Below are 20,793 nucleotides of genomic sequence, written 5' to 3' on the forward strand. Positions count from 1 at the left end.
TCCTCCGACAACGGTCATGGCAATTCGATGACATGACCATGGGGTGACACCGAGGGCGGCAAACGGCACCATCAAGCCGTTGCCGCCTAAGGAATGCACGCATGCACGAGCAGGGCCCGGTCGATTTCATCGAAGTCATCCACAACGCCGTCCCCAGCGAGGTCTGCGCGGCGATCGTTGAACGTCTGCGCGCTACGCGTGGCCTGCAGCCCGGTGCCGTGGGCAGTGGTGTGTTCCCGGAACTCAAGCACAGCAAGGATCTGCGCATCAGTGGCCTGGACGGCTGGCAGGATGTCGACCAGCAGCTGCAGATCGCGGTGTTCAACGGCCTGCTGACTTATCTACGCCGTTATCCACAGGCGTTGATCGCCCCGCTGATGTTGCAGATCCAGGACAGCAACGGCCAACCGCGACGCCTGTCTGCCGAGGACTTCCCCGACATGCCGCAGCAGCAGCTGGCCGATCTGGCCCGCACCTGCCTGCGCCCGGGTGCGATCAACCTGCAGTGGTACGCAGCGGGCGAGGGCGGTTATCCGTACTGGCATTGCGAGCTGTACCCGAAGGATGCCCAGGCCGAGACCCTGCACCGGCACGTGTTGTGGACGCTGTACCTCAACGACGACTTCGAGGAAGGCGAAACCGAGTTCCTGTTCCAGGGCCGCAAGATCGCGCCACGTACCGGCAGCCTGCTGATCGCCCCGACGGCGTTCACCCACACCCATCGCGGGAATCGGCCACAGGGTGGGGACAAGTTCATCGCGACGAGTTGGATCCTGTTCCAGAGTGCGCAGAAGTTGTTTGGGGGAGGGTGAAGCAAATTGGTCACTCGAAGTTCTCAGCATCTTGTCCGGATCATGAAGCAGGCCCCCGAGATCCTGTGCTGTGGTGCGAGCGGTTAGTGTTATCTCCTAAGGCAGACCGCCACCGGGGCTGCCCTCGCTGATAAGAGAATCTCCAGGGGCTGGCACGCCTTCCCATGCGCCCAGCTGACCCAGCGGCCTCTGGATGGCATTCAGTTCATAGCTGAGCTCGCGCACCTTGCAGTGGTCCTTCCAGCCCGCGGGGCTATCGAGATCAAAACGCGCGTTGATGCGTAGCTGCATCAGATCATTGGATTTCCTGAGGATCTCGACGCTACCTGAAACTGCCTTTCCGTAGCATCCAGTGCTGCCAGGTCTCAGGCTAAGGCCAGTGCTGTAGAACGCCCTGATATCACCCTCCGTCAAACTGAAGACATCTCCCTCCGCCAGATTCGGGGGAAGCATCAATGTCAGCTTCCTGTATCTTTCATTCTCAACCTTGGTGGCTGTGTACTCGCGCAATGCCACTACGACATTGTCGCCATCAACAATCCGATGGCACGCAAGTGCAACTTCCCTATAGTCAGACCTCTCGCAGCCAGCCATGTCGGAATCGGCATTCGAGACATAGAAGCTGCTTGATCTCTGGCTTCCAGAAAGCGATGCGCACGCTGTGCTGGTCAGTGCGAGGAGAAGCGCGATCAACACCTTAGTTGGCACAGCCGCACTCCCCAGGAATGCTTGCTCTTTCAGTACGAATATTTGCCTCATTAGCTAGTCTCTCATGGCCTTTTCCGAACGCTCCGCGCAGTTCACGATTCGGATGAGGAACTACATGAACGATGACGTCATACGCCGTGATCATCAGCCTTTGATCAAGTTCACCAAGGGATTTGTTGTTCAGAACGATCTGTCCGCATCGTCCGTCAGGACACTTCGCCCGTAAGCGTAGATGTGCGCCTTCCACACCACCTGCTGCACTTTATTGGTCGCATGGTCAGGCCAACCAATATAGTCGGTGTGACCGAAACTGACGTCCTCGTTCCGGTCGGTGCCGACGGCGCTCGCTCTCAAACCACGGGCTCAGAACCAGGCTCACTGCCTTCTCCATGGTCTGATCAAGGTCTTGTACATGACCCAGGCGATCCAGCCGCAGACCAATCCGATCCCAGCGACAATGATTTCCTCATCTTCGAAGGGAGTTCCATTTAGCCCTTGATAGGCGACGAACGCGACTGCTCTCAATGACAGCAAAGCAAATACAACAATAGGTACCCAAAGTAAAATCTTCATCATTCTCCAACTCTCGATCGCACGAAGCCGTGCTGGACGACTGGCAATCCAGGATCTCTTTTCCTGCCTTTTCGCGGCGCCATAAGTTCCTCGCACAGTCGCCTTACCGCAGATGATGTTCCTTGTGCCTTTGAATCCGCCGCGAGCGGTCGTCCAGTCAGAGATGATTCTGACTGCCTTAGCTCCGAGGTGCCCCAGGAGAGCTCCGCCACTCTTCAAGGTTGCCATGCCAGGACCTCCAGTCAGTGCTTTCTCAGTACTGGACCTGGAACACGGTCGAACGAACTCACCTCTACCGAGGGCGGCGGCGATAGAGAATCCCTCCCGCCATCAGACCAAGGAGGGCGACACCGAAGCCCACGAGTTCTTCATTCCCAAGCGCGTTGCCTGACATCAGCCTGGCAGCGGTCAGCAGAAGAAAATTCAATGGGAGCATCCAGAGATACGCAATACCGAACCAGTAGATGATCTTCATTTCAGCTATCGCATTGTTCTGTATACATCGATTTGAGCCCGTAGGCGGATCCGTTCCGCATCCATGAGATGAACTCTCCTTTTCCAGGCCCCCTCGCAGCTAGTGCCAGTCTATTTCATGGTGTGCAGAGGTTGTTGGGTACAGGTTGTCGTCGCTCGATTATCTAGCAGGTCCAAAGGATCCCCAAAGATTGTCGTTACCTCCTTGCCAGGCACTGAGCTTCTCGACAGGGATTTCCTGGAGTTGACAGGTGAACTGGAGATAGAAGGAACGGTCTTCTTTTCGATAGCTGTTCCACCCAACAGCCATCACTTTGACTTCGATCCGACTATCGCCCTTGTGCGGCTGATGTAGTTCGACGTCCGCTGAATCGGACAGCCAGTAGTCTCCCTCGTGCGCGAAGCCCGCGGCGCCACTGGTGAGGCGTGCATCCACTACCTCTGGCGTCCCTTCCGGCGAAGGCGTGTATCCCTTCAGGCTGCCGGTGACCTTGGTAAACTCTTGGGAATCCATCACGCCCGGTGATTCCGAGAACAGGCGAAGCAGAAGAAGGGTGTCGGTGCCCTTGCTCACCGCCTGACCTGCATTTGCTGTCCACAAACGCTGTTCGAACTCGTCCAGACCGACCGGCATGTCAGTGACGACCGTGGCCTGCGGAACGACGATGCATTCGTGCAAGGCGCGGGCCTCCACCTGCACGCTCGCAAGGTAGAGAAGGAGACCACTGGCGTGGAAGCAGTGAGTGCGTTTCATCATGTACAGCTCATTCGTGTGGATTCAGTTGTGCGAGCGTCTGGAGAGGTGTGCCTGATCGAAGGGGGATGCCTCCGGATCATGCGCTCCCGTCCATGCATCAAGCTGCTCCAGAGACAATGGCTGGGCTCTCAGATGCTCTGACACCGTGGTCGGTGCGTCACAATCTCCCGGCCATTGCAGTGGGCTTGCAGAGCGAAACGTTGCGTCGACCTGGATCTCGGCGCCGGCGTCTCCGATGGAGACCACGCTCACCCGCCCTGCGACCGCCACTCCGTAGCAGCCTGTCTTTCCGGCAAACGCGCTGGACCCACTGCTATGGAACATCCGTATTCGATCGCCTGCAGCAGCGAATCGGTCTCCGGCCTTCGCATCAGCGGGGAGCTGAATCGTGAGCTTGCTGAAGGTGGAACGGTCGGTCCTCCACGACGAGCGGAATCGTCTCAGCCCGATCACTCGGCTGTCCCCGACAACGATCTGGTGACAAGCGAAGAGCCGCTGTCGTGGCTCGACGGTAAGGCAGGCGGGGTCGCGCATGGCAGCGTCTTCAACCACAAACGCACGGGCAGCCTCTGCATCGGCACCACAGACAAACAGAAACGCACCACAGCTGAAGGTATGTAAGCGCTTCATGGACGAATCGATTCATCGCCGTGCGGACGGAATCGCACCACCGCTGATCTTGGGTGATCCATCTACACCTTCCTTGGATCCAGGCTAAGCAGCTAGGTTCGGATTGTTACCGGTGGATCGCGCCACGGTCCAGTGTTCCAGAACAGACTGCCCTGCGGCGTATCCTTCTTCGGCGGCAACGGCTTCTGGAACCGGCTGCAATCCAGCTTCGGCCAGTGGCTGTTCTGCGCGTTGAATCCGAGCCGCTTGCGCGCCAGCTTGAAGCGGCTGTTCAACAGTGCTGCTGGACGCATGTTCACTCGTCAGCACTTTGGCGCTTTCGCACCATGCAGGCCCTGCCGGTCCTTCTCATTGGGTCGATGAGAATGGCGCGGATGCGATCAAGGTGATTCTTCGGTAAGGGATCCAAGATCGAACGTCCTACTGCGCGAACGACGGCTACTGACGGCAACGTCTTCTGAACGGAACAGCCTGCCATCACGGCATTTAGCAGAGAAATAGTAGTGCTTCGGCTTTTTTCCTGAGACAACCATCATCATCGTGGAGAACTCGCTTCGAACATCTTTCGAGTTGAAGATTTCTCCGGTCTCAACAGAGATCATTTCTAGCTGACATACGGTTTCCTGCTGGGATGTGGTCGAAGATGAGGGTATCGATCCCGACACTCGGATGACCATGTCACCGCCGACAGTCGAGCAGCCCGACACCATCAACGCACTCAACGCGGCAGTAAGAGTCTTTTTCATTCGGCGCGTTTCTCAGTCTGCTTCGGCTAAGAAATCTTCTGTGGAAACAGACGATGGAATGCTGATCGGGTTGTTACGAATGATGTCAGGGCATCCGTTGTACCAGCGCCTGGTTTCCCATCGTAGCTCTGTCCTGGTAAACCAATGTTCAGCCCACCCACGTCGTCCTTCAGAACGCTGCGTCCGTGCGCGTGGTTCCAGGCTTTCCTGCTTTTTGCCACACCTTGCTGATCAACCTGCTGTTGTAAGCGGCGGGCGATGGACCGACCGTTTCTGCAGGCCTCAGAATTATCATTGGTCAGGTAGTTGCCCGGACGTTCGGTCCGGCTCTCTCGTGGTGGAGGCTCCAATACGGTGATTTATCACAAGGATCATGAAGAACGAGATCGTCATACCGAGGAGCTGGAACTGGATGGAGTCCGGATAGCCCTTGCAGTATTCAAACGCGGACGCGTCATCCACATGTTCCAGACACTCTCTGACAAGGCGATAGAGGGAGCTTGCCCTGCTGTAGAAGTAGATCACCGCCCCTACACTGATGGCTCGTCCGACTGTAAGAATCGTGCTCATGAGTTGAGCTCTATTCATACTTTTCCACCGAGTCCTCAATGACAGTTTTTCCAGATCGATCTGTCATCTTATAGTCAACCGAATAGCCACCCTTGCTTCCGTAGCTGACAGTTGTAACCTCAACGAATCCGCCATATAGGGTTGGTGTCTCAGTCAACGCACCAGTGGCGTAGCCAGCCACTAGACCGGTAGCAGTAGAGGCCACCCGACCAGCGGGACCGTAGTAGGTGTTCATCCCCCCGCCAACCCAATCGGACCGCTCTGCACATATCGCCCCGTAGTCGCGTCGTAGTCGCGTCGTAGTCGCGTCGTAGTCGCGGAAGCCGTTGTACCAGAGCCCGCTCTCGCCATCGTAGTACTGACCTGGGAAACCGATGTTCAGCCCACCGATGTCGTCCTTCAGAACGCTGCGACCATACGCGTAGTTGTAGGCCTTCCACACCACCTGCTGTGTTTTGCTGGTCGCATACTCAGGTCGGCCAAGGTGATCATTGTGCACGAAAATGACCGCGCCATTGCGGTCGATGCCGACCAGCTCGCCCCCGAACCCCAGATAGTTCGCCCAGGTTGCTCCCGTCTGCTCAGGACATCAATATCATCGTGTCCAGCTGAATCCTGCTCTGTATTTCTCAGAATTTTCTGGTGTGGGCTAAGTGTTCTCGGGCGCTAGCTATCTGGCCATCCTTTCTGCCCGTATCGCTCCGGCCGAATCATTACCGTTTGCAGCTTCGCATTCCGCGAATGAAGAACCATGGAGGGAACGAAGATCAGGACACTGCCCACGACTAGTGCCACAGCGAACAAGCCCCATTGTGCAGTCAAGATAGCTGCAACCAAGGTGACTCCTACCGGTGCCAGTGCGAGCAAAGCTATCAAATAGCAAATTCCCGATTTTATGCGACTAAGCTCAGACACAATCTTCGCATCACAATTATCGCATCTTGTGCTTACTTTCCTCTCGATCATATCGGAAAGATGAAATCTCTGTCCTTGAGCATTGCAGCTGGGACAGGAGAACCCAAAAGGTACTTTCATTCGCACACATCCTCTCCCAAGACAGCGGCAACCGCCAATGCACCGGAATTGCTGTGAGCCGCCTTGATCGCAGATCCATACATTGCGAGCGCTGCAAGTTTAATTCCCGTCTTACGACCAAATGCTGAGCCGACTGCGTACGCAACTGCAGCCCGGGAAGCCAATTGCAACGGGTATTTGCTTACTGCTGCGGCCACGATGGTTCCCGTCTGTTGCAGGTGCTCCCCAGTTTGGATCAAAGCACCTGAGAATAGGTAGTTAGCATTTGATACATCGTTCTGAGCGGGGGCTCCCATAGCGCCTCCGCTCGATACGGCTGCAGCTATTCCCCAAGCGAGCCCGTCCTTGTAACTGGTTGCACCATCAACAACTTGGCTTAATGCCCCCTTGCTTGGCAGCGAGTCTCTGATTTCCGCAAAGGACGCCGACTGACAATCACATCCCTTGAGCCCTAATGGGTCAAGCCTTGCTATTGGGTTTCCATCCCCGTATGCGTAGGTGTTTGGCCCGCCCCCCAGTCCAATCGGATCACTCTGCACATATCGCCCCGCACTCGCGTCGTAGTCGCGGAAGCCGTTGTACCAGAGGCCGCTCTCGCTGTCGTAGTACTGCCCCGGGAAACCGATGTTCAGCCCGCCGATGTCGTCCTTCACAACGCTGCGACCGTATGCGTAGTTGTACGCCTTCCACACCACCTGCTGGGCCTTGTTGGTCGCATACTCAGGTCGGCCAAGATGATCGTTGTGCACGAAGCTGACAGCCCCATTTCGGTCGATGCCGACCAGCTCCCCCCCGAACCACAGATAGTTCGTCCACGTTGTGCCTGACTGTTCTGACAACAGTTGGTTTTGACCAGCATAAAAGTAGCGGCTGGCTGAGCTGGTGCCGCTCTTACCCACGCGCTGGCCCTGCGCATTGAGCAGATAGTCCGTACGCTGCCCACCCACACTGCTCTGCACCATGCGGTTGAATGGTCCGTAGGTGAAGGTGGAGACGCGACTACCGGATGTTTCGCTGATACGGTTTCCGAGCGCGTCGTACTGATAGATACGGGTTCCATCCTGGTTGGTGAACTCCAGCATGCGGTTGCTCTTCGCATCAATGGCATAGCGCGTTGCTTCCGTCGCGGCATTGAGCGCAGTGTAGTTTCCACCCGCGTCGTGACTGAGCGTATAGGTAACACCGGAGCGCGCCAGCGTGTTCAGCCGCCCCAGGCTGTCGTATCCCAGCGTCTGGCTGAGGTTCGTGGTCACATCGTCGCTGATCCCAACGATCTCATTATCACCGTTGTAACGATACGAAGTACGGCTCAACGCGGTGGCCTGCTGATTGCGCACGGCCTTGGCTTCCAACCTGCCAGACGCGTCCAGCGCGTAGCTCTGCACCAGTCCGTTGCCATAGGGCATGCGTTGAAGCGTACCAAGTGCAGTGTACTCGCTCGCACCGATGATCTCCTGGGTCACGGCGCCCTTGGTCAGTGAAAGTGAGTGTGGGTAGCCAAGGCTGCTGTAGGTGTACTTGGCAACGGCTCCATCGGGATAGGTAATGGTGCTGTTCCTTCCGATGCCGTCGTACGTATAGCTGACCGTACCTTCGCTGACCTTGCCTGCCAGCCCGGTCTGGTCCGTTCGGCTCACCAGTTGTCCCTGCGGGGAGTAAGTGAATCGAGCACTGGTACCCGGTGCGGCATGCGAGCACAGCCGCCCCTTGCCATTGAGGCAGTTGTCATAGGCGTAGGTCTGTTGCTGACCTTCCGCATTCTGGGAAATCAAACGGCCGAGACCATCATAGCCATAGCCAATCGAACTACCATCGCTGCGCACTGTCGCGATCCGCTGACCGGTCGCGCTGTACTCATGGTCGGTTCGCCCCGTATCGGGGCTGTTCTGCGCCCATAGTTGCCCGAAGCCGTCCGTTTGATAGGTCGTTGTCAATCCACGAGGATCGGTGACGGAGGTGAGACGATCTCCCTTGTCATAGGCAAGGCGCGTCGTTCCTCCATTGGCGTCGGTCTGAACCAGAAGGCGTCCACGAGGATCATAGGAAAACTTCGTCACACGATTCTGTGAATCGGTCGTCTGGATCAGACGATCCTCCAGATCGTAGGCGTAACGGATGTTCCGCCCTTGATCGGTTCGCTCGGCTACAAGCCGTCCCAGCTCGTCATACTCGTAGTTCACTGCGGAAACAATGGTATTGAGCCCAATCAGGGCCAAAGCGATGCTCGACATGTTCCTGGGCTTTCCTTAGCGCGGTTCTTCACAGAATTTCGGGTTGCAACTGCCCTTGTCGTTCTCTGCTCTCACGGTTACCTGGCCTTGTGGGCCCCAGGCAGTAGGCCCCGAGGCCAACTGACCCAGGTACTGGAACTGAGCCACGCCGCTACCACTGTTCACCGGCGCCACATTCACGGTGAACGTGGCTACTCCACCAGGTGCTACCGGACCAGAAAGCCCGATGGCGTCGCTGGTGCGAAGTGTCTTGAGCACCATGTAGGTGTCGCCTGGAGTCCAGATGACATTGCCAGTATTCCGGAACTGGAAGGTCACACTCGATGACTGGCCATTGAAGATGTGCGTGGGCGCAGCGGAAGCAGTGACGAGGTCGGCGGTCCGCGTGATCGCCGGAATGGAGAAAGCACCTGATCGATTGATGGTCAGATTGTGGCCACCGACGGGTGAGATGCCGTGGATGTAGATGCTCTTCCCGCCATGGGAAGCGCGCATGCCTGTATCCAGCGGTATTCGGAAGTAGTAAGCACGGCCCTGCGCTTGGCATGCGTTGGCAATGTTCGCATCAGAGGCATGGTCCGCGCGTGCACTCGCCACGTAGGTACCGCCGCCCGCTGCTCCACCCGCGTATACGTGCACGTCGATCGACGCATCCACACCGATCGAACATGCCCAGCCTTCGACGGTGTAGTTCCAACCGGCATCCTGCACAACACCTCCGATATCTCCGGTGATGTTTGCGCTGGGGATTGCAAATACTCCCGAGTTGCCCAGCGAACGATTGCTGCTGCTGCCAAGCGGCGAGATGCCGTATACCACGATCTTGCGATCCCCCAGCTTCTGCCGGTTGGCCAGCGTCAGTGGAATTTCGAACCGATAGCTCGTTCCACTGGTGCCGCACTCCGCTGCGACGCCAGGCTCACTCGCCAGGTTTGCCTGCGAACCGCCAATGTACACACCACCATCTGCGTACGCGTCCACCAGAATGGAGCTCCGTGAACCCGTTGAACACGCCCAACCGCTGACGAACCAGTTCCACTGTGTATCGTGGATGACGCCATCGACGACGCCCTTGACCATGCTGTCACCGGCATAGTCGGTGAAGGCTTTCTCACTGCGGGTGCGGTTTGAAGCCGTATCGTAGCTATGTCGCGTCCATGACCAAGTGCCATTGCCAAGTGGATACACTTCGGTCAGCAGTCGACGTCCTGCGTCGTAGCCGTACTGGGTCCTGATTCCAACAGGTGTGGTCACGCTAGCGATATCGCCGGTCGCGTTGTAGGTCGTCGTCGTCGTGGCCCAACCCGAGCCCATATTGATTCGATCCGTCAGCACGCGCCCACGAGCATCGTAGGTGATTTCGCGGACATCACCATTGGCACCGGTAATGCGTCCCGGCAAGCCCAGTTCGTTGTAGGCCGAGTACGTCACCTTGTGTCCCAATGCATTGGTGACGCTGGACAGATCTCCCTTCGCATCGAATGTGGACGTGATGTCGTCCTGTGCCAGAAGACCATCCTCTTTGATGGAAGCCGTCAGCCCGTTAGCATGATAGGCGTAGGTGTAATGGGTGGTTCTTGCTTGGCCGTTTACACCGACCGCCGTCAAATTGCGTATCGTCGCTGAGCTGACGTTGCCTCTGCCATCGTAGGTGAAGGTGGTTTCGCTATCGCCAACAATCGTTTCTTTCAGCAGATGACGTCCTGCCGTGTCCCATTGATAGAGCGTGGCGCGTTCGGCCGAGCTTCCAACGGCCTCGCTTTTCTTCAGCAGGTTGCCTTCGGGGCTGTAGTCGAAGTCAGTAATGTTGTCGACGAAGTCATGAACGATATCCGGGTTTCCGTTGGCATCGTACGTGCGCTCCTTGTAGCTCGCAGGGCAGGTCGATGACCGGCTTCCGGTCACCGACACCTGACGACCATCCTCGTAGGCATACGTGGTGGTACGTCCCAATGGGTTGGTCTCACTGACTTTCAGCTTGACCGGACGCGTCCGGTCATCCGTTGCCGCCAGAAGCGTGCTCTTTGACCCGCTACGTGCGGCGAGTTGGATCGGACCACCCGGCAGCGAGCGGGGTTGAATGCAGATCTGGCCCTGGCGTGGGTTGTACTCACACCACCCGGTCTCTTCGCTGCCGCGGACACCCCCCGGCCTGGCAGGCGCGGGAGGTGCCGCCACCGGCGCACTGCTCTCGACCGCGTAGCTGAAGGTATGCCGCTCTATCCCACCGGCATGCTCCGATAGCGTCGCTCGCTTGTTGGCATCGTATGCGAAGGTGGAGTACCGCACGCCGTTATAGGATTTTCCGGTTAATCCCCCCAGATAGCGCGCGTCTTCATAGTGATAGGTAATGGTCGTCTGCGGCGCAGCTGGCAGCGTTACGCTTGCAAGGCGGGCACGCCCCGCTCCGAACACGTCGGCGGTATAGCCATACTGGTAGACATTCCCAGCCGGGTCCTTGGCCTGAGTCAGCAGACCGTTGTTCCACGTGAACTGGATGCTTCGACCTGACGAGTGGGTGACCGTCTGCAGGTACTTGTTGATGTAGGCAAAGCTCCAGTACACGCCTTGCTCGTTACGGAGTTCGGTTATGTAGCCGTCTGCGTTGTAGCGTTCGATTCCGAGCTCTTCATTGTTCAGCGTGAAACTTCCATCGCTGTTCTTCGCCAGGTACGCGATCGGCTTGGCGCGATCCTCGTTCCATCGCGCTTGGGCCTCATTCCAGATCAGCTTGATGCGTCGGCCATCCGGGCGCTGTGCCCACGCCGTTTTCTGTGCGTTGGAGAACGCCAGGCTGTAGTCGAAGTTGCTGATCCAGTGATTGCCGAACAGACCTGCGGCACTCCAGTGGTGATTGTAGGTGCGTTCGAGGAACAGACCCATTTCCCCATTGACGGTGAAGTCGCGCTCGATCTCCACCTTGTTGCCGGTGTAGAGAACGACAGGATTGCCCTTGCGTTCACTGCAGTCGTCACGGCGATCATCCGTTTGCTGTTCCAGCGCCGTTTTGGCAGGCATGGAGATATCGGAGTGGTAGGACACACCCCGGCCGATGGAGATCACACCCGAAGAAGCGATTGCGGTGGAGGAGGGCGGACGGATAGCGTTGACCCTGTCCATATTTTGGATATCGGAGCTTCCGTCTTTGTTTTGAAGGTAGACATGAGTTGCCTTCCTCGCAGAAGCGACAGGTACCCACCAGGTACTTGTCATCATCAATGGGATCAACAGAAGGGCGGTAGCAGACGTACTTGTCGAACGGAGCTTCATGCTCTTGGTGTTCCTTGAATTCCTGGATCGGATTCCACTCGCCCCTGAGCAAATGGTTCAGGGGCCCAGATAGTAATCTGATGTTCAGCTCATTGAGTAGAGCAAAGATGCGCGTGTACGACTGTTGATCGCCGATACAGCGAAGAGGATGCCATCACCGTCATGAGCATTGATGTCGATAGCGACAAGCGAGCGCTATATCCGCCACGAGATGCCATGGACGCTGCCGCACCGCTGAAGAAGATCACTCCTGCCAGAGGTAGCCTTAGAACAACGAACCCTGGGGCGTATCTTTCTTCGGCGGCAACGGCTTCAGGAACCGGCTGCAATCCAGCTTCGGCCAGTGGCTGTTCTGCGCATTGAAGCCGAGCCGCTTGCGCGCCAGCTTGAAGCGGTTGTTCAACAGATCGGCATATACGCCCTGGCCACGCATGCGCGTACCGAACTGGCTGTCGTAGTCCTTGCCGCCACGCAGTTGCTGGATGGTGCTCATCACATGCGCGGCGCGATCGGGATGATGGGTGTCCAGCCAGTCGCGGAACAGCGGTGCCACTTCCAGCGGCAGGCGCAGCAGCACGTAGCCTGCGGTGCTGGCGCCGGCATCGTGCGCGGCCTCCAGTACGGCTTCCAGTTCGCTGTCGTTGATCCATGGGATCACCGGCGCCACCATCACCCCAACCGGAATACCTGCCTCATGCAGGCGCTTCATCGCACGCAGCCGTGCATGCGGTGCAGACGCGCGTGGCTCCAGCTTTGCGGATAGATGCGGGTCCAGCGAGGTCACCGAGAAGTGCACGCTGACCAGGTTCTCCGCCGCCAGCGGCGCAAGCAGATCGATATCGCGCTCAACCAGCGCGTTCTTGGTGATCAGCGAGAACGGATGCTTCGTCTCCAGCATCACTTCGATCAGCTGGCGGGTCAGCTTGAACTTGCGCTCGATTGGTTGGTACGCATCGGTGTTGATGCCCAGCGCGATCGGTTGCGGCACGTAGCCCGGCTTCGACAGTTCCTTGCGCAGCAGCTGCGGCGCATTGGCCTTGGCGAACAGCTTGGTTTCGAAATCCAGGCCCGGCGACAGGTTGAGATACGCGTGCGAGGGACGCGCAAAGCAGTACGAGCAGCCATGCTCGCAGCCGCGATACGGATTCACCGACTGGCTGAAGCCCACGTCCGGCGAATTGTTGCGGGTGATGATGCTGCGCGCGGTTTCGGCACGCACCTCGGTGCGCAGGCGCGGCGCAAGGAATTCCTCGCTCTCGTCGACCGCCCAGCCGTCGTCCACCGCCTCGCTGACGGTGCTTTCAAAGCGCCCGGCAAGGTGGGACGTGGAACCTCGGCCTTTGATCGAAATACCCATTGCGGCAAGGTACGCCGTGGCTGTCTCAATGGCTGCGACGGCCGCCTGAAGGATTCAGGACGGTGCTGAGCCGAGCATGGGCTCGGCTCTACAGTTGATGCAGAGATCTTGTAGAGCCGAGCCTACACTCGGCTGCAATGCATCAAAGCAACGCCAGATACCCGCGCACGGTGGCATCCAGCCCGTCATACAGTGCCTCGCCGATCAGCGCGTGGCCGATCGAGACCTCCAGCACGTCCGGCACGTTGGCCAGGAAATCACGCAGGTTGTCCTGCGACAGGTCATGGCCGGCATTGACGCCCAAGCCCACCGCCTGTGCACGGCGTGCTGCGGTCGCGAACAACGCCAGCATCGCGTCGGGATTCCCGGCCGCATGCGCCTCGGCGTAGGGACCGGTGTACAGCTCGATGCGGTCGGCACCGACCTCGGCGGCCTGCTCCAGCAGCGGATTGCCAGCATCGACGAACAGGCTGACCCGGCAGCCCATCGCTTTCAGTTCGGCGATCAGCGGGCGCAGGCGCTCCGCGTCGCGCTCGAAGTCAAAGCCGTGGTCGGAAGTGATCTGGCCATCGCCATCCGGTACCAGGGTGGCCTGGGCCGGGCGTGTCTGCGCGCACAGCGGCAGCAGCCCGGGGTAGCCCTCGCGCGGCGGCGCGAACGGATTGCCTTCGATGTTGAATTCAACGCCACGCGCGCGGGTCAGCGTGGACAGGGCCAGCACGTCCTCGGCGGTGATGTGGCGACGGTCGGGCCGCGGGTGCACCGTGATGCCGTGCGCACCGGCATCCAGGCAGGCCTGGGCGGCACGCACCACGTCGGGTTCGGCACCGCCGCGCGAGTTGCGCAGGACGGCGATCTTGTTGACGTTGACGCTGAGCTGGGTCATGGAACGGAACTACTTGGAAAGAGGGGACGGGTCGTGTTCGTCAGGGGCGGTGCTGCGACGGGCCTGGGCCTGTTCGCGCAGGCGGCGCAGTTCTTCGGCGTCGACCAGGGTGGCGGGGTCGCGCTGCAGATCGCCGAAGCGGGCCACATAACGGCCACGTACCCAGGCCAGCAGAAATCCGAGGGCAGCCAGCAGGCACAAGGTCATCAGCCCGGCGTTGGGGGTCTTCAGGGCGAAGGCGAAACAGCCCAGCGCCAACAGCAGGTACAACCAATACATAGTCGGGCTCCCCGGATGATCGCCGCAGTGTAGCGCTGCGTCAGAGCAGCGGCGAGGCCAGCCGCGCGAACGCCTCGGGCAGGCGGTGCAGCCATAGCGAACGGCCCGCCTGGTCGTTCACCCGGGTGGCGCGGTCGAATTCGCCCTGCAGCAGTTCGGCCAGGGCGGCAACACGGTCGCGATCGCTGATCATCATCGACAGCTCGAAGTTCAACCGGAAGCTGCGATGGTCGAAATTGGCACTGCCCACGATGCAGACATCATCGTCGGCGATGAAGGCCTTGGTATGCAGCATGCGCGGGCCGTACTCGTAGATCTTCACGCCGGCATGCAGGAGCTCGTCGAAGTAGGAACGCGCGGCCTGGGTGACGAACCAGGAATCGCTCATCTTCGGCACCAGCAGGCGCACGTCCAGGCCGCCCAACGCGGCCGAGGTCAGTGCCATCCGCGCCGCTTCCCCCGGGACGAAGTAGGGCGTGACCAGCCAGACCCGCTCGTGCGCTTCCTGGATCGCCGCCACGTGTAGGCGATGGATGGTTTCCCAGCCCGAGTCCGGGCCGGAAACCAGCACCTGGGCGTTGATCGGGCCATCCGCGCGCAACGGCATGTCGGCCGGCCACAGGCGTGCGATATCCATCCGTGAAGGATCCTGCCCACTGGCGTACAGCCAGTCCTCGGCGAACACCAGCTGCAGGCTACGCACCACGTGACCACGGATGCGCATGTGCAGATCGCGGTAGGCATCGCTCCTGCGGCTTTCGTCTTCATCGTCGGTGATGTTGATGCCACCGGTGAAGGCCAGGCGGCCGTCGACGATCACCAGCTTGCGGTGGGTGCGGAGGTTCAACCACGGGCGCTTGAACGGCTTCAACAGTTGCCGTGGATGGAACCAGATCGCTTCGCCGCCGGCATCGAGCAGCGGCTGCAGGAAGCGCCGCGGCAGGGCAGAGGACCCCACCGCATCAAGCAGCAGGCGCACCTGCACGCCGGCCCGCGCGCGTTCCACCAGCGCGTCGCGCAGAGCGGTGCCGGCATGGTCCGGGTTGAAGATGTAGTACTCCAGATGCACGTGATCGCGTGCCTGCGCGACGGCCTCCAACAGCGCCGCGTAGGTGGCGGCACCGTCCACCAGCCAGGTCACTTCGGTGGCACTGCTCGGTGCCAGTCCAGTGGTTGCCTGCGCGATCTTGGCAAGCTCGGTGCAGTCGGCATCGGGCGGGCACACGTCGCTGTAATGCTCCATGCCCGACCGCGCACGCCCGCGACGCAGGCGCTGCCGCTTCACCTTCTGCGGGCCCAGCAGGTAGTAGATGAAAAGGCCGAGATAGGGCAGCAGCGCCAGCGACAGGATCCAGCTCAGCGTGGCGACAGGCTCGCGCTTCTGCAGCATGATCCAGCCCGCCAGCGCGAACAGGTACAGCAGGTAGGCCACCGCCAGGATCGTGCCGAGGTGGGCGATGCCATCCAGCCAGTGACGCAGGGAGTCGAAGAGGGCGAGCATCCGCCGATCATAGCGGGCGCGAGTGTAGTGATGGGGTCAGAGCCCTTTGCGGGAAGGGATCTGACCCTGGCAACCGGCGGCCGACGGGGTCGGATCCCTTTCCGCAGGAAAGGGCCCTGACCCCCGCGCAAAAAAAGACGCCCCTGTTTCCAGGGGCGTCTGCAGTCGCGTCATGACTGTTGTGCTGCGGTAGTACGTATTACTGCTGCACGAAGCCGATCTTCTTCATCTGAGCATTCTTCGCAGCAGCCAGAACCTTGGCCATTACGTCGTACTCGGAATCCGGGCTGGCGTCGATGCGCAGTTCCGGCTGGTTGGTCGGGTCACGCTGGACCTCCTGCTCCATCCGCTGCTGCAGCTCGCTCGCATTGATCGGGCTGTTGTTCCACGAGACCTGGTTGCTGGCGTCGATCTTCAATTCGATCGGCGGCGGCGGTTCGACCAGCTGCGGCGGTGGGTTGAGCACGCGCTGCGGCAGGTCCACGGCGATCGGGTACGTCATGATCGGCGCGGTCACGATGAAGATGATCAGCAGCACCAGCATCACGTCCACGAGGGGCGTAACGTTGATGTCTGCCATGGGGCCCTTGCCACCACCACTACTGAATGCCATGGCTTATTGCCCCTTCTCTTTGGTCGCAACGAAGCCGACGTCGAGCATGCCCTGTTCCTGCGCGATCTTGGTCATCTCGTTGATGACGCGCATCTTGGTGGTGCGGTCACCACGCAGGTTCAACGGCGGCTGCGGGGTCTGCTGGGCGGCGGTCGCCAAGCGCGACTCGAGAGTCTGCTTGTTGATTTCTTCGTCGTTCCAGTAGATCGAGCCATCTTCCTTGACTGCCAAGGTGATGGGACCCTTGCGATCGTTGGTGTCGTCCGGCTTCTGGACCAGGTTGGCCTCCGGCAGATCCACCTTGACCTTGTGGGACATCAGGGGCGCCGTGATGATGAAGATGATCAGCAGCACCAGCATCACGTCCACGAGGGGCGTAACGTTGATGTCGGCCATGGGGCCGCCGCTGTTACCACTACTGAAAGCCATAACGGGCTCCGTCTAGATCGTGTTGACTACGTTCTCGCTGGGTACAGCGCGTCGCAATTAGCGGACGCGCGAACCGGTGGCGAAGAAGTCGTGCAGGTCGTGCGCGAAGGTATCGAACTTGCTGATGGTCGCGCTGTTGATCTTGCTGAAGAAGTTGAAGGCGAACACGGCCGGGATCGCGACGAACAGACCGATGGCGGTCATGATCAGCGCTTCACCCACCGGGCCGGCAACGGCGTCGATCGAAGCGGAGCCGGTGGCACCGATCTTGATCAGCGCGCCGTAGATGCCCCACACGGTACCCAGCAGACCGACGAACGGAGCGGTCGCACCGACGGTGGCCAGCAGGGTCATGCCCGACTGCAGCTTGTTGCTTTCGCGGGTCACGGCCTGACGCAGAGCGCGGTCGACGAACTCCGAACGGCTCAGGTTCTCACCGACGCCGCCAGCAGCGCCGCCTTCAGCACGCTGGTGGTGCGCAGCAGCCTGGGCAGCGTCCAGTGCGATCTTCGAGAACGGCTCCGAAGCCGGCTGCTCTTCCATCGCACGGATGGCGTCCTGCGCGTTCGGGGTATCCCAGAACAGGCTGACGACGCGATCAGCGGCGCTCTTCAGGCGGGTAGCACGGAAGATGTTGATGACGGTCCAGTACCAGGACATGGCCGACATGACGACCAGGGTCAGCAGCACGACCCAGGAGACCGCGAAATCACCCGGCTTGGTGGTCATTTCGTGGATCAGATGCTCGAAGCCCATCTGCGACAGGGCGTTGGACGGATTGCCCCCGGCAGCAGCGGCGATGAAAATTTCCTGCAGCATGACGCTTACCTTTGTTGTGTGTGGTGATAAAGGGTGTAGCTAAGCTAAACAATCGAACCGGGGGCGAGGGCGGCCAGGCGGCCACCCGGGCCACATCAGTTCAGTGCAAAGTTGACCGGGACGCGGACGCGGCCAGCAGCCTTCTTACCGCCAGCTTCGGCGGCGTTGAAACGCCACTTCCGGGCAGCTTCCATCGCAGCACGGTCCAGATCGCGGTTACGGCTGGACTTTTCCACCGTGACATTGGTGACGTTGCCGCTGGCATCGACATCAATGATCAGGATCACTTCGCCCTGGATACCAGCGCGGAAGGCTGCCGGCGGGTAGCGCGGCGGATTCATGGCCTTCGACGAGATGTCCACGCTGGCCTCGATCGAGGTCGGCGGAGCCGGCGGCGACGGCGGCGACGGCGGGGTGACGATGTCGCTCGGGCGCGGCTCCGGCACGTCCACGACCGGCGCCTGCGGCGGCGGCGGAACCGGCGACGGCTTCGGCGGCGACAGGTTCTTCACCGGCGGCGGCGGAGTATCCGTCGGCGGCGGCGGCGGCGGCGGCGGGGGCGGCGGCGGCGGCGCGTCTACGATGGTCACCATGACATTACGCTCCTTATCTGCCACGGCCTTGGGAGCCACGGCGGGGATGAGGAGCATCATGAAGGCGGCCAGATGCAGGGCAATTACAAACGCGATGCCGACGATGCGAGGCCAGCTCAGCCCCTTGTCATCGGGTTGTTCGTACCGGTGAACGACTAGTTGTTCCGTCATGCGCCAAGAGCTCAATAGTGGGGCCGGGATGCCGGGGGCGGAATCCCTGATCAGCGGTGCATGACACCGCAGGAACCTCCAAGCTTATACCAATCCTGAGCGCCTGCGCATCAACCGAGCAGGCATTCAGGCGTTATTCCTACTTACTTCAGGTTGATGATTTTCTTGGCATCAGCCTGGTTCTTCACGCCCTTCGCCAGCGCCTGCTGGGCGGCCTGCTTGGCCTCGGGGACGCGACCTTCGGCATGCAGGACGCGTGCCAGGTTCAGGTAGGTCTCACCGTCCTTGGAAAGCGGGGCGGCCTTCTGCCACGCATCGATCGCCTGCGGCACCTGGTCGGAGTAGTAGTAGGACTGGGCCAGCGCCAGGTACACCTGGTAGTCCGGCTTCAGGATGCCCTTCTGCAACCCTTCGTTGATGACCGCGATGACGTCCTTTTCCTTGTGCTCGGTATTGGCATAGATCGAGTACAGCTGCTTGTACTCGCGCTCTTCGGTGAGCTGGCCGCTGCTGCGCAGCTTGTCCATCACCACAGCCGCCTTGTCCATCTGCTCGGCCTGCATGTACATGCTGGCCAGGTTCAGCTGGGCCTTCTTGTCACTCGGGTTCTTGGCTGCCAGCGCCTCGGCTTCCTTGACCGCTTCACCCGACTGGCCGGCTTCGGACAGGGCCGCCATCAGCAGCTGGTTCCAGTTGTCCTTCGGCTCGGCCGAGCCGGCGATGGCCTGCTTCAGCACCGGGATCGCTTCCTGGTAGCGCTCCAGCTGGTACAGCGCCTGGCCCTTGGCGATCAGCTCTTCCGGCTTGGTCGACTTGCTCTCGGCGAAGTACTTGTCCAGGGTCGCCAGGCCTTCGGCGGTCTTGTCTTCCTGCAGCTCCAGCTGGCCCAGCATCAGCATCGACTGGAAGTGGCCGTTGTTGTCCAGGCCGTTGAACTGCAGGACCTGCTTCAGGTAGGCGACGGCAGCCGGGGTGTCGTCGGTCTGGTAAGCGGCCTGCGAAGCCAGCTGCGCGGCCAGCGACTTGTCGTACTCGTTCGCGGCGCTGTCAGCCAGGATCTCGTCGGCCTGGGTACGGGTTTCCGGGAACTTTTCCTTGTTGTAGCTGTCGATCAATTTCTGCAGCTTGCTGCCCATCTTGGCCGAGGCCTTGACCGACGGCTCCTGGCGGGTCGCGTTCGGGTACAGCGCCTCGGCCTTGGCCTGCTTGCTGCTGCCGCCGCGGTTGCCGCGCTCGGAGGAGCGCGAGGACTGCGCGAAGGCATCGGTGACCACGGCGCCGGTCAGGGCGGTCGCGACGAGGACGGAAAGCACTGCTTTGTGGTTACGGAAAATCATCGTTCACCTCGATCGAACCGCCGGTTAGCGGCAAAGTCGGACTGTCAGAAAAATCTGAGCCGCCAAACGTATCAGAAACAGATGGCGTGAGAAATCGTTTTATGTGCTGCAATACAGCATGAAACTGCGCACTCATCCGCACTTTGGCCGCAGTCCACCCGCCTGCGCCTGCTGATAGACCGGGGTCAAGCCCGGTGCATCGCGGCGCAGTTCCTGGATCCGGTTGGCTGGATCAGGGTGGGTGGAGAGCCATTGTGGGCTGCGACCGCCACTGGCGGCCATCATGTTCTGCCATAGATCGACGGCCTGCGCAGGGTTGAACCCCGCCCGCGCCATCAACCGCTGGCCGATCACGTCGGCCTCGCTTTCCTGGGTGCGCGAACCCGGCAGCAGGAAGGCGGTCTGTGCCCCCATGCCGCCGAGCTGGTTGACGGTACTGGCGGCGCCATCCCCGTAGGCAGCACCGGCCAGCGCGCCGAGCACCGCCAGGCCGGTCTGTGCGCCCATCTGGCGGGTGATGCGCTCTTCATGATGACGGGCAATGACGTGGCCGATTTCATGGCCGATTACGGCAGCCAACTGGTCTTGGTTCTTGGCCACGGTGAAGATGCCGGTGTTCACACCGACCTTGCCCCCGGGCAGGGCGAATGCGTTGGGCTCCTTGTCGACGAACACGGCCGTTTCCCACCGTACGCCACGGTACTGGGGCGGCAGCTGCGCGACCAGGGCGTTGACCACGCACTGCACATAGCCGTTCTGACGGCCATCGGTGCTGATCTTTTCCTTCTGCTTGGTTTCGGCGAACGCCTGCGCACCGAGCTGGTCCAGCTGCGCCTGCGACACGCCACCCACCATCTGCCGGCGGCCGGTGGGGGAGGTCGTTGTCGCGCAGGCACTGACCAACAGGGTAATGACAAGGGCCAGCAGCAGTTGTTTCATGGATGCACCCCCGTGTTCATATGCGCAGTGTGTAGCGTAACGGCTTAATCTTTCGTCAAGCGG

21 protein-coding genes are annotated in these 20,793 nt (G+C 60.2%); 2 read left to right on the forward strand and 19 right to left on the reverse strand.

All coding sequences use genetic code 11. The features are described from left to right. Nucleotides 1–101: 101 nt before the first annotated feature. Nucleotides 102–812, forward strand: coding sequence for a 2OG-Fe(II) oxygenase (locus ABR323_RS09595; RefSeq protein WP_032129276.1), 711 nt, complete (start codon nucleotides 102–104; stop codon nucleotides 810–812). 96 nt (nucleotides 813–908) lie between these two features. Here the strand turns inward: ABR323_RS09595 and ABR323_RS09600 are convergent, their stop codons facing one another. The 4 genes from ABR323_RS09600 to ABR323_RS09615 all read right to left on the reverse strand — a co-directional run bounded on the left by ABR323_RS09600 (nucleotide 909) and on the right by ABR323_RS09615 (nucleotide 3,324). Next, a complete protein-coding gene (locus ABR323_RS09600) occupies nucleotides 909–1,571 on the reverse strand; it encodes a hypothetical protein (protein WP_439449117.1) in 663 nt (220 codons plus the stop codon). Nucleotides 1,572–1,895: 324 nt separating this feature from the next. After that, nucleotides 1,896–2,321, reverse strand: coding sequence for a hypothetical protein (locus tag ABR323_RS09605; protein WP_439449118.1), 426 nt, complete (start codon nucleotides 2,319–2,321; stop codon nucleotides 1,896–1,898). 64 nt (nucleotides 2,322–2,385) lie between these two features. Continuing rightward, a complete protein-coding gene (locus ABR323_RS09610; RefSeq protein ID WP_439449119.1) occupies nucleotides 2,386–2,568 on the reverse strand; it encodes a hypothetical protein in 183 nt (60 codons plus the stop codon). Between the two features lie 159 nt (nucleotides 2,569–2,727). Continuing rightward, nucleotides 2,728–3,324, reverse strand: coding sequence for a hypothetical protein (locus tag ABR323_RS09615; RefSeq protein ID WP_439449120.1), 597 nt, complete (start codon nucleotides 3,322–3,324; stop codon nucleotides 2,728–2,730). A gap of 315 nt (nucleotides 3,325–3,639) precedes the next feature. Here ABR323_RS09615 and ABR323_RS09620 point away from each other — a divergent pair, with 315 nt between their 5' ends. Further along, nucleotides 3,640–3,945, forward strand: coding sequence for a hypothetical protein (locus tag ABR323_RS09620; RefSeq protein ID WP_439449121.1), 306 nt, complete (start codon nucleotides 3,640–3,642; stop codon nucleotides 3,943–3,945). Between the two features lie 101 nt (nucleotides 3,946–4,046). Here ABR323_RS09620 and ABR323_RS09625 read toward each other — a convergent pair whose 3' ends face one another. The 15 genes from ABR323_RS09625 to ABR323_RS09695 form a co-directional block, all read right to left on the reverse strand. Continuing rightward, nucleotides 4,047–4,247, reverse strand: a complete 201-nt coding sequence (locus tag ABR323_RS09625) for a hypothetical protein (protein WP_439449122.1) — start codon at nucleotides 4,245–4,247, stop codon at nucleotides 4,047–4,049. Nucleotides 4,248–4,334: 87 nt separating this feature from the next. Further along, nucleotides 4,335–4,700: a lipoprotein gene (locus tag ABR323_RS09630; protein ID WP_439449123.1), complete on the reverse strand. Its 366-nt coding sequence runs from the start codon at nucleotides 4,698–4,700 to the stop codon at nucleotides 4,335–4,337. A 291-nt stretch (nucleotides 4,701–4,991) separates the two neighbouring features. Continuing rightward, a complete protein-coding gene (locus ABR323_RS09635) occupies nucleotides 4,992–5,270 on the reverse strand; it encodes a hypothetical protein (protein WP_439449124.1) in 279 nt (92 codons plus the stop codon). Between the two features lie 1,031 nt (nucleotides 5,271–6,301). Continuing rightward, complete coding sequence (locus ABR323_RS09640; RefSeq protein WP_439449125.1) at nucleotides 6,302–8,536, reverse strand: RHS repeat-associated core domain-containing protein; 2,235 nt, start codon at nucleotides 8,534–8,536, stop codon at nucleotides 6,302–6,304. Between the two features lie 15 nt (nucleotides 8,537–8,551). Then, a complete protein-coding gene (locus ABR323_RS09645; protein ID WP_439449126.1) occupies nucleotides 8,552–11,806 on the reverse strand; it encodes a DUF6531 domain-containing protein in 3,255 nt (1,084 codons plus the stop codon). A gap of 265 nt (nucleotides 11,807–12,071) precedes the next feature. Continuing rightward, a complete protein-coding gene (locus ABR323_RS09650) occupies nucleotides 12,072–13,163 on the reverse strand; it encodes a PA0069 family radical SAM protein (protein WP_439449127.1) in 1,092 nt (363 codons plus the stop codon). Between the two features lie 142 nt (nucleotides 13,164–13,305). Further along, nucleotides 13,306–14,049, reverse strand: coding sequence for a pyridoxine 5'-phosphate synthase (locus tag ABR323_RS09655; RefSeq protein WP_439449128.1), 744 nt, complete (start codon nucleotides 14,047–14,049; stop codon nucleotides 13,306–13,308). Nucleotides 14,050–14,058: 9 nt separating this feature from the next. Next, the gene (locus tag ABR323_RS09660; RefSeq protein WP_135275652.1) at nucleotides 14,059–14,328 is read right to left on the reverse strand and encodes a hypothetical protein; all 270 of its coding nucleotides are present in this window, start codon (nucleotides 14,326–14,328) and stop codon (nucleotides 14,059–14,061) included. A gap of 40 nt (nucleotides 14,329–14,368) precedes the next feature. Next, entirely contained in the window at nucleotides 14,369–15,829 is a 1,461-nt protein-coding gene (cls, locus tag ABR323_RS09665) for a cardiolipin synthase (protein WP_439449129.1), read from the reverse strand. Nucleotides 15,830–16,028: 199 nt separating this feature from the next. Continuing rightward, nucleotides 16,029–16,442, reverse strand: coding sequence for an ExbD/TolR family protein (locus tag ABR323_RS09670; protein WP_004132666.1), 414 nt, complete (start codon nucleotides 16,440–16,442; stop codon nucleotides 16,029–16,031). A 3-nt stretch (nucleotides 16,443–16,445) separates the two neighbouring features. Next, nucleotides 16,446–16,871, reverse strand: a complete 426-nt coding sequence (locus tag ABR323_RS09675) for an ExbD/TolR family protein (protein ID WP_012509603.1) — start codon at nucleotides 16,869–16,871, stop codon at nucleotides 16,446–16,448. Nucleotides 16,872–16,928: 57 nt separating this feature from the next. Next, nucleotides 16,929–17,690: a TonB-system energizer ExbB gene (gene exbB, locus ABR323_RS09680; protein WP_093820368.1), complete on the reverse strand. Its 762-nt coding sequence runs from the start codon at nucleotides 17,688–17,690 to the stop codon at nucleotides 16,929–16,931. Nucleotides 17,691–17,785: 95 nt separating this feature from the next. Beyond that, on the reverse strand, nucleotides 17,786–18,454 hold the full coding sequence (locus ABR323_RS09685) for an energy transducer TonB (RefSeq protein ID WP_439449177.1): 669 nt from the start codon (nucleotides 18,452–18,454) through the stop codon (nucleotides 17,786–17,788). Nucleotides 18,455–18,597: 143 nt separating this feature from the next. After that, complete coding sequence (locus ABR323_RS09690) at nucleotides 18,598–19,791, reverse strand: tetratricopeptide repeat protein (RefSeq protein WP_439449130.1); 1,194 nt, start codon at nucleotides 19,789–19,791, stop codon at nucleotides 18,598–18,600. Nucleotides 19,792–19,923: 132 nt separating this feature from the next. Continuing rightward, nucleotides 19,924–20,730: a M48 family metallopeptidase gene (locus ABR323_RS09695; RefSeq protein ID WP_439449131.1), complete on the reverse strand. Its 807-nt coding sequence runs from the start codon at nucleotides 20,728–20,730 to the stop codon at nucleotides 19,924–19,926. Nucleotides 20,731–20,793 lie beyond the last annotated feature (63 nt).

It is taken from the genome of Stenotrophomonas sp. ATs4 (genome assembly GCF_051861585.1).
Taxonomy (GTDB): Bacteria; Pseudomonadota; Gammaproteobacteria; order Xanthomonadales; family Xanthomonadaceae; genus Stenotrophomonas; species Stenotrophomonas maltophilia_AS.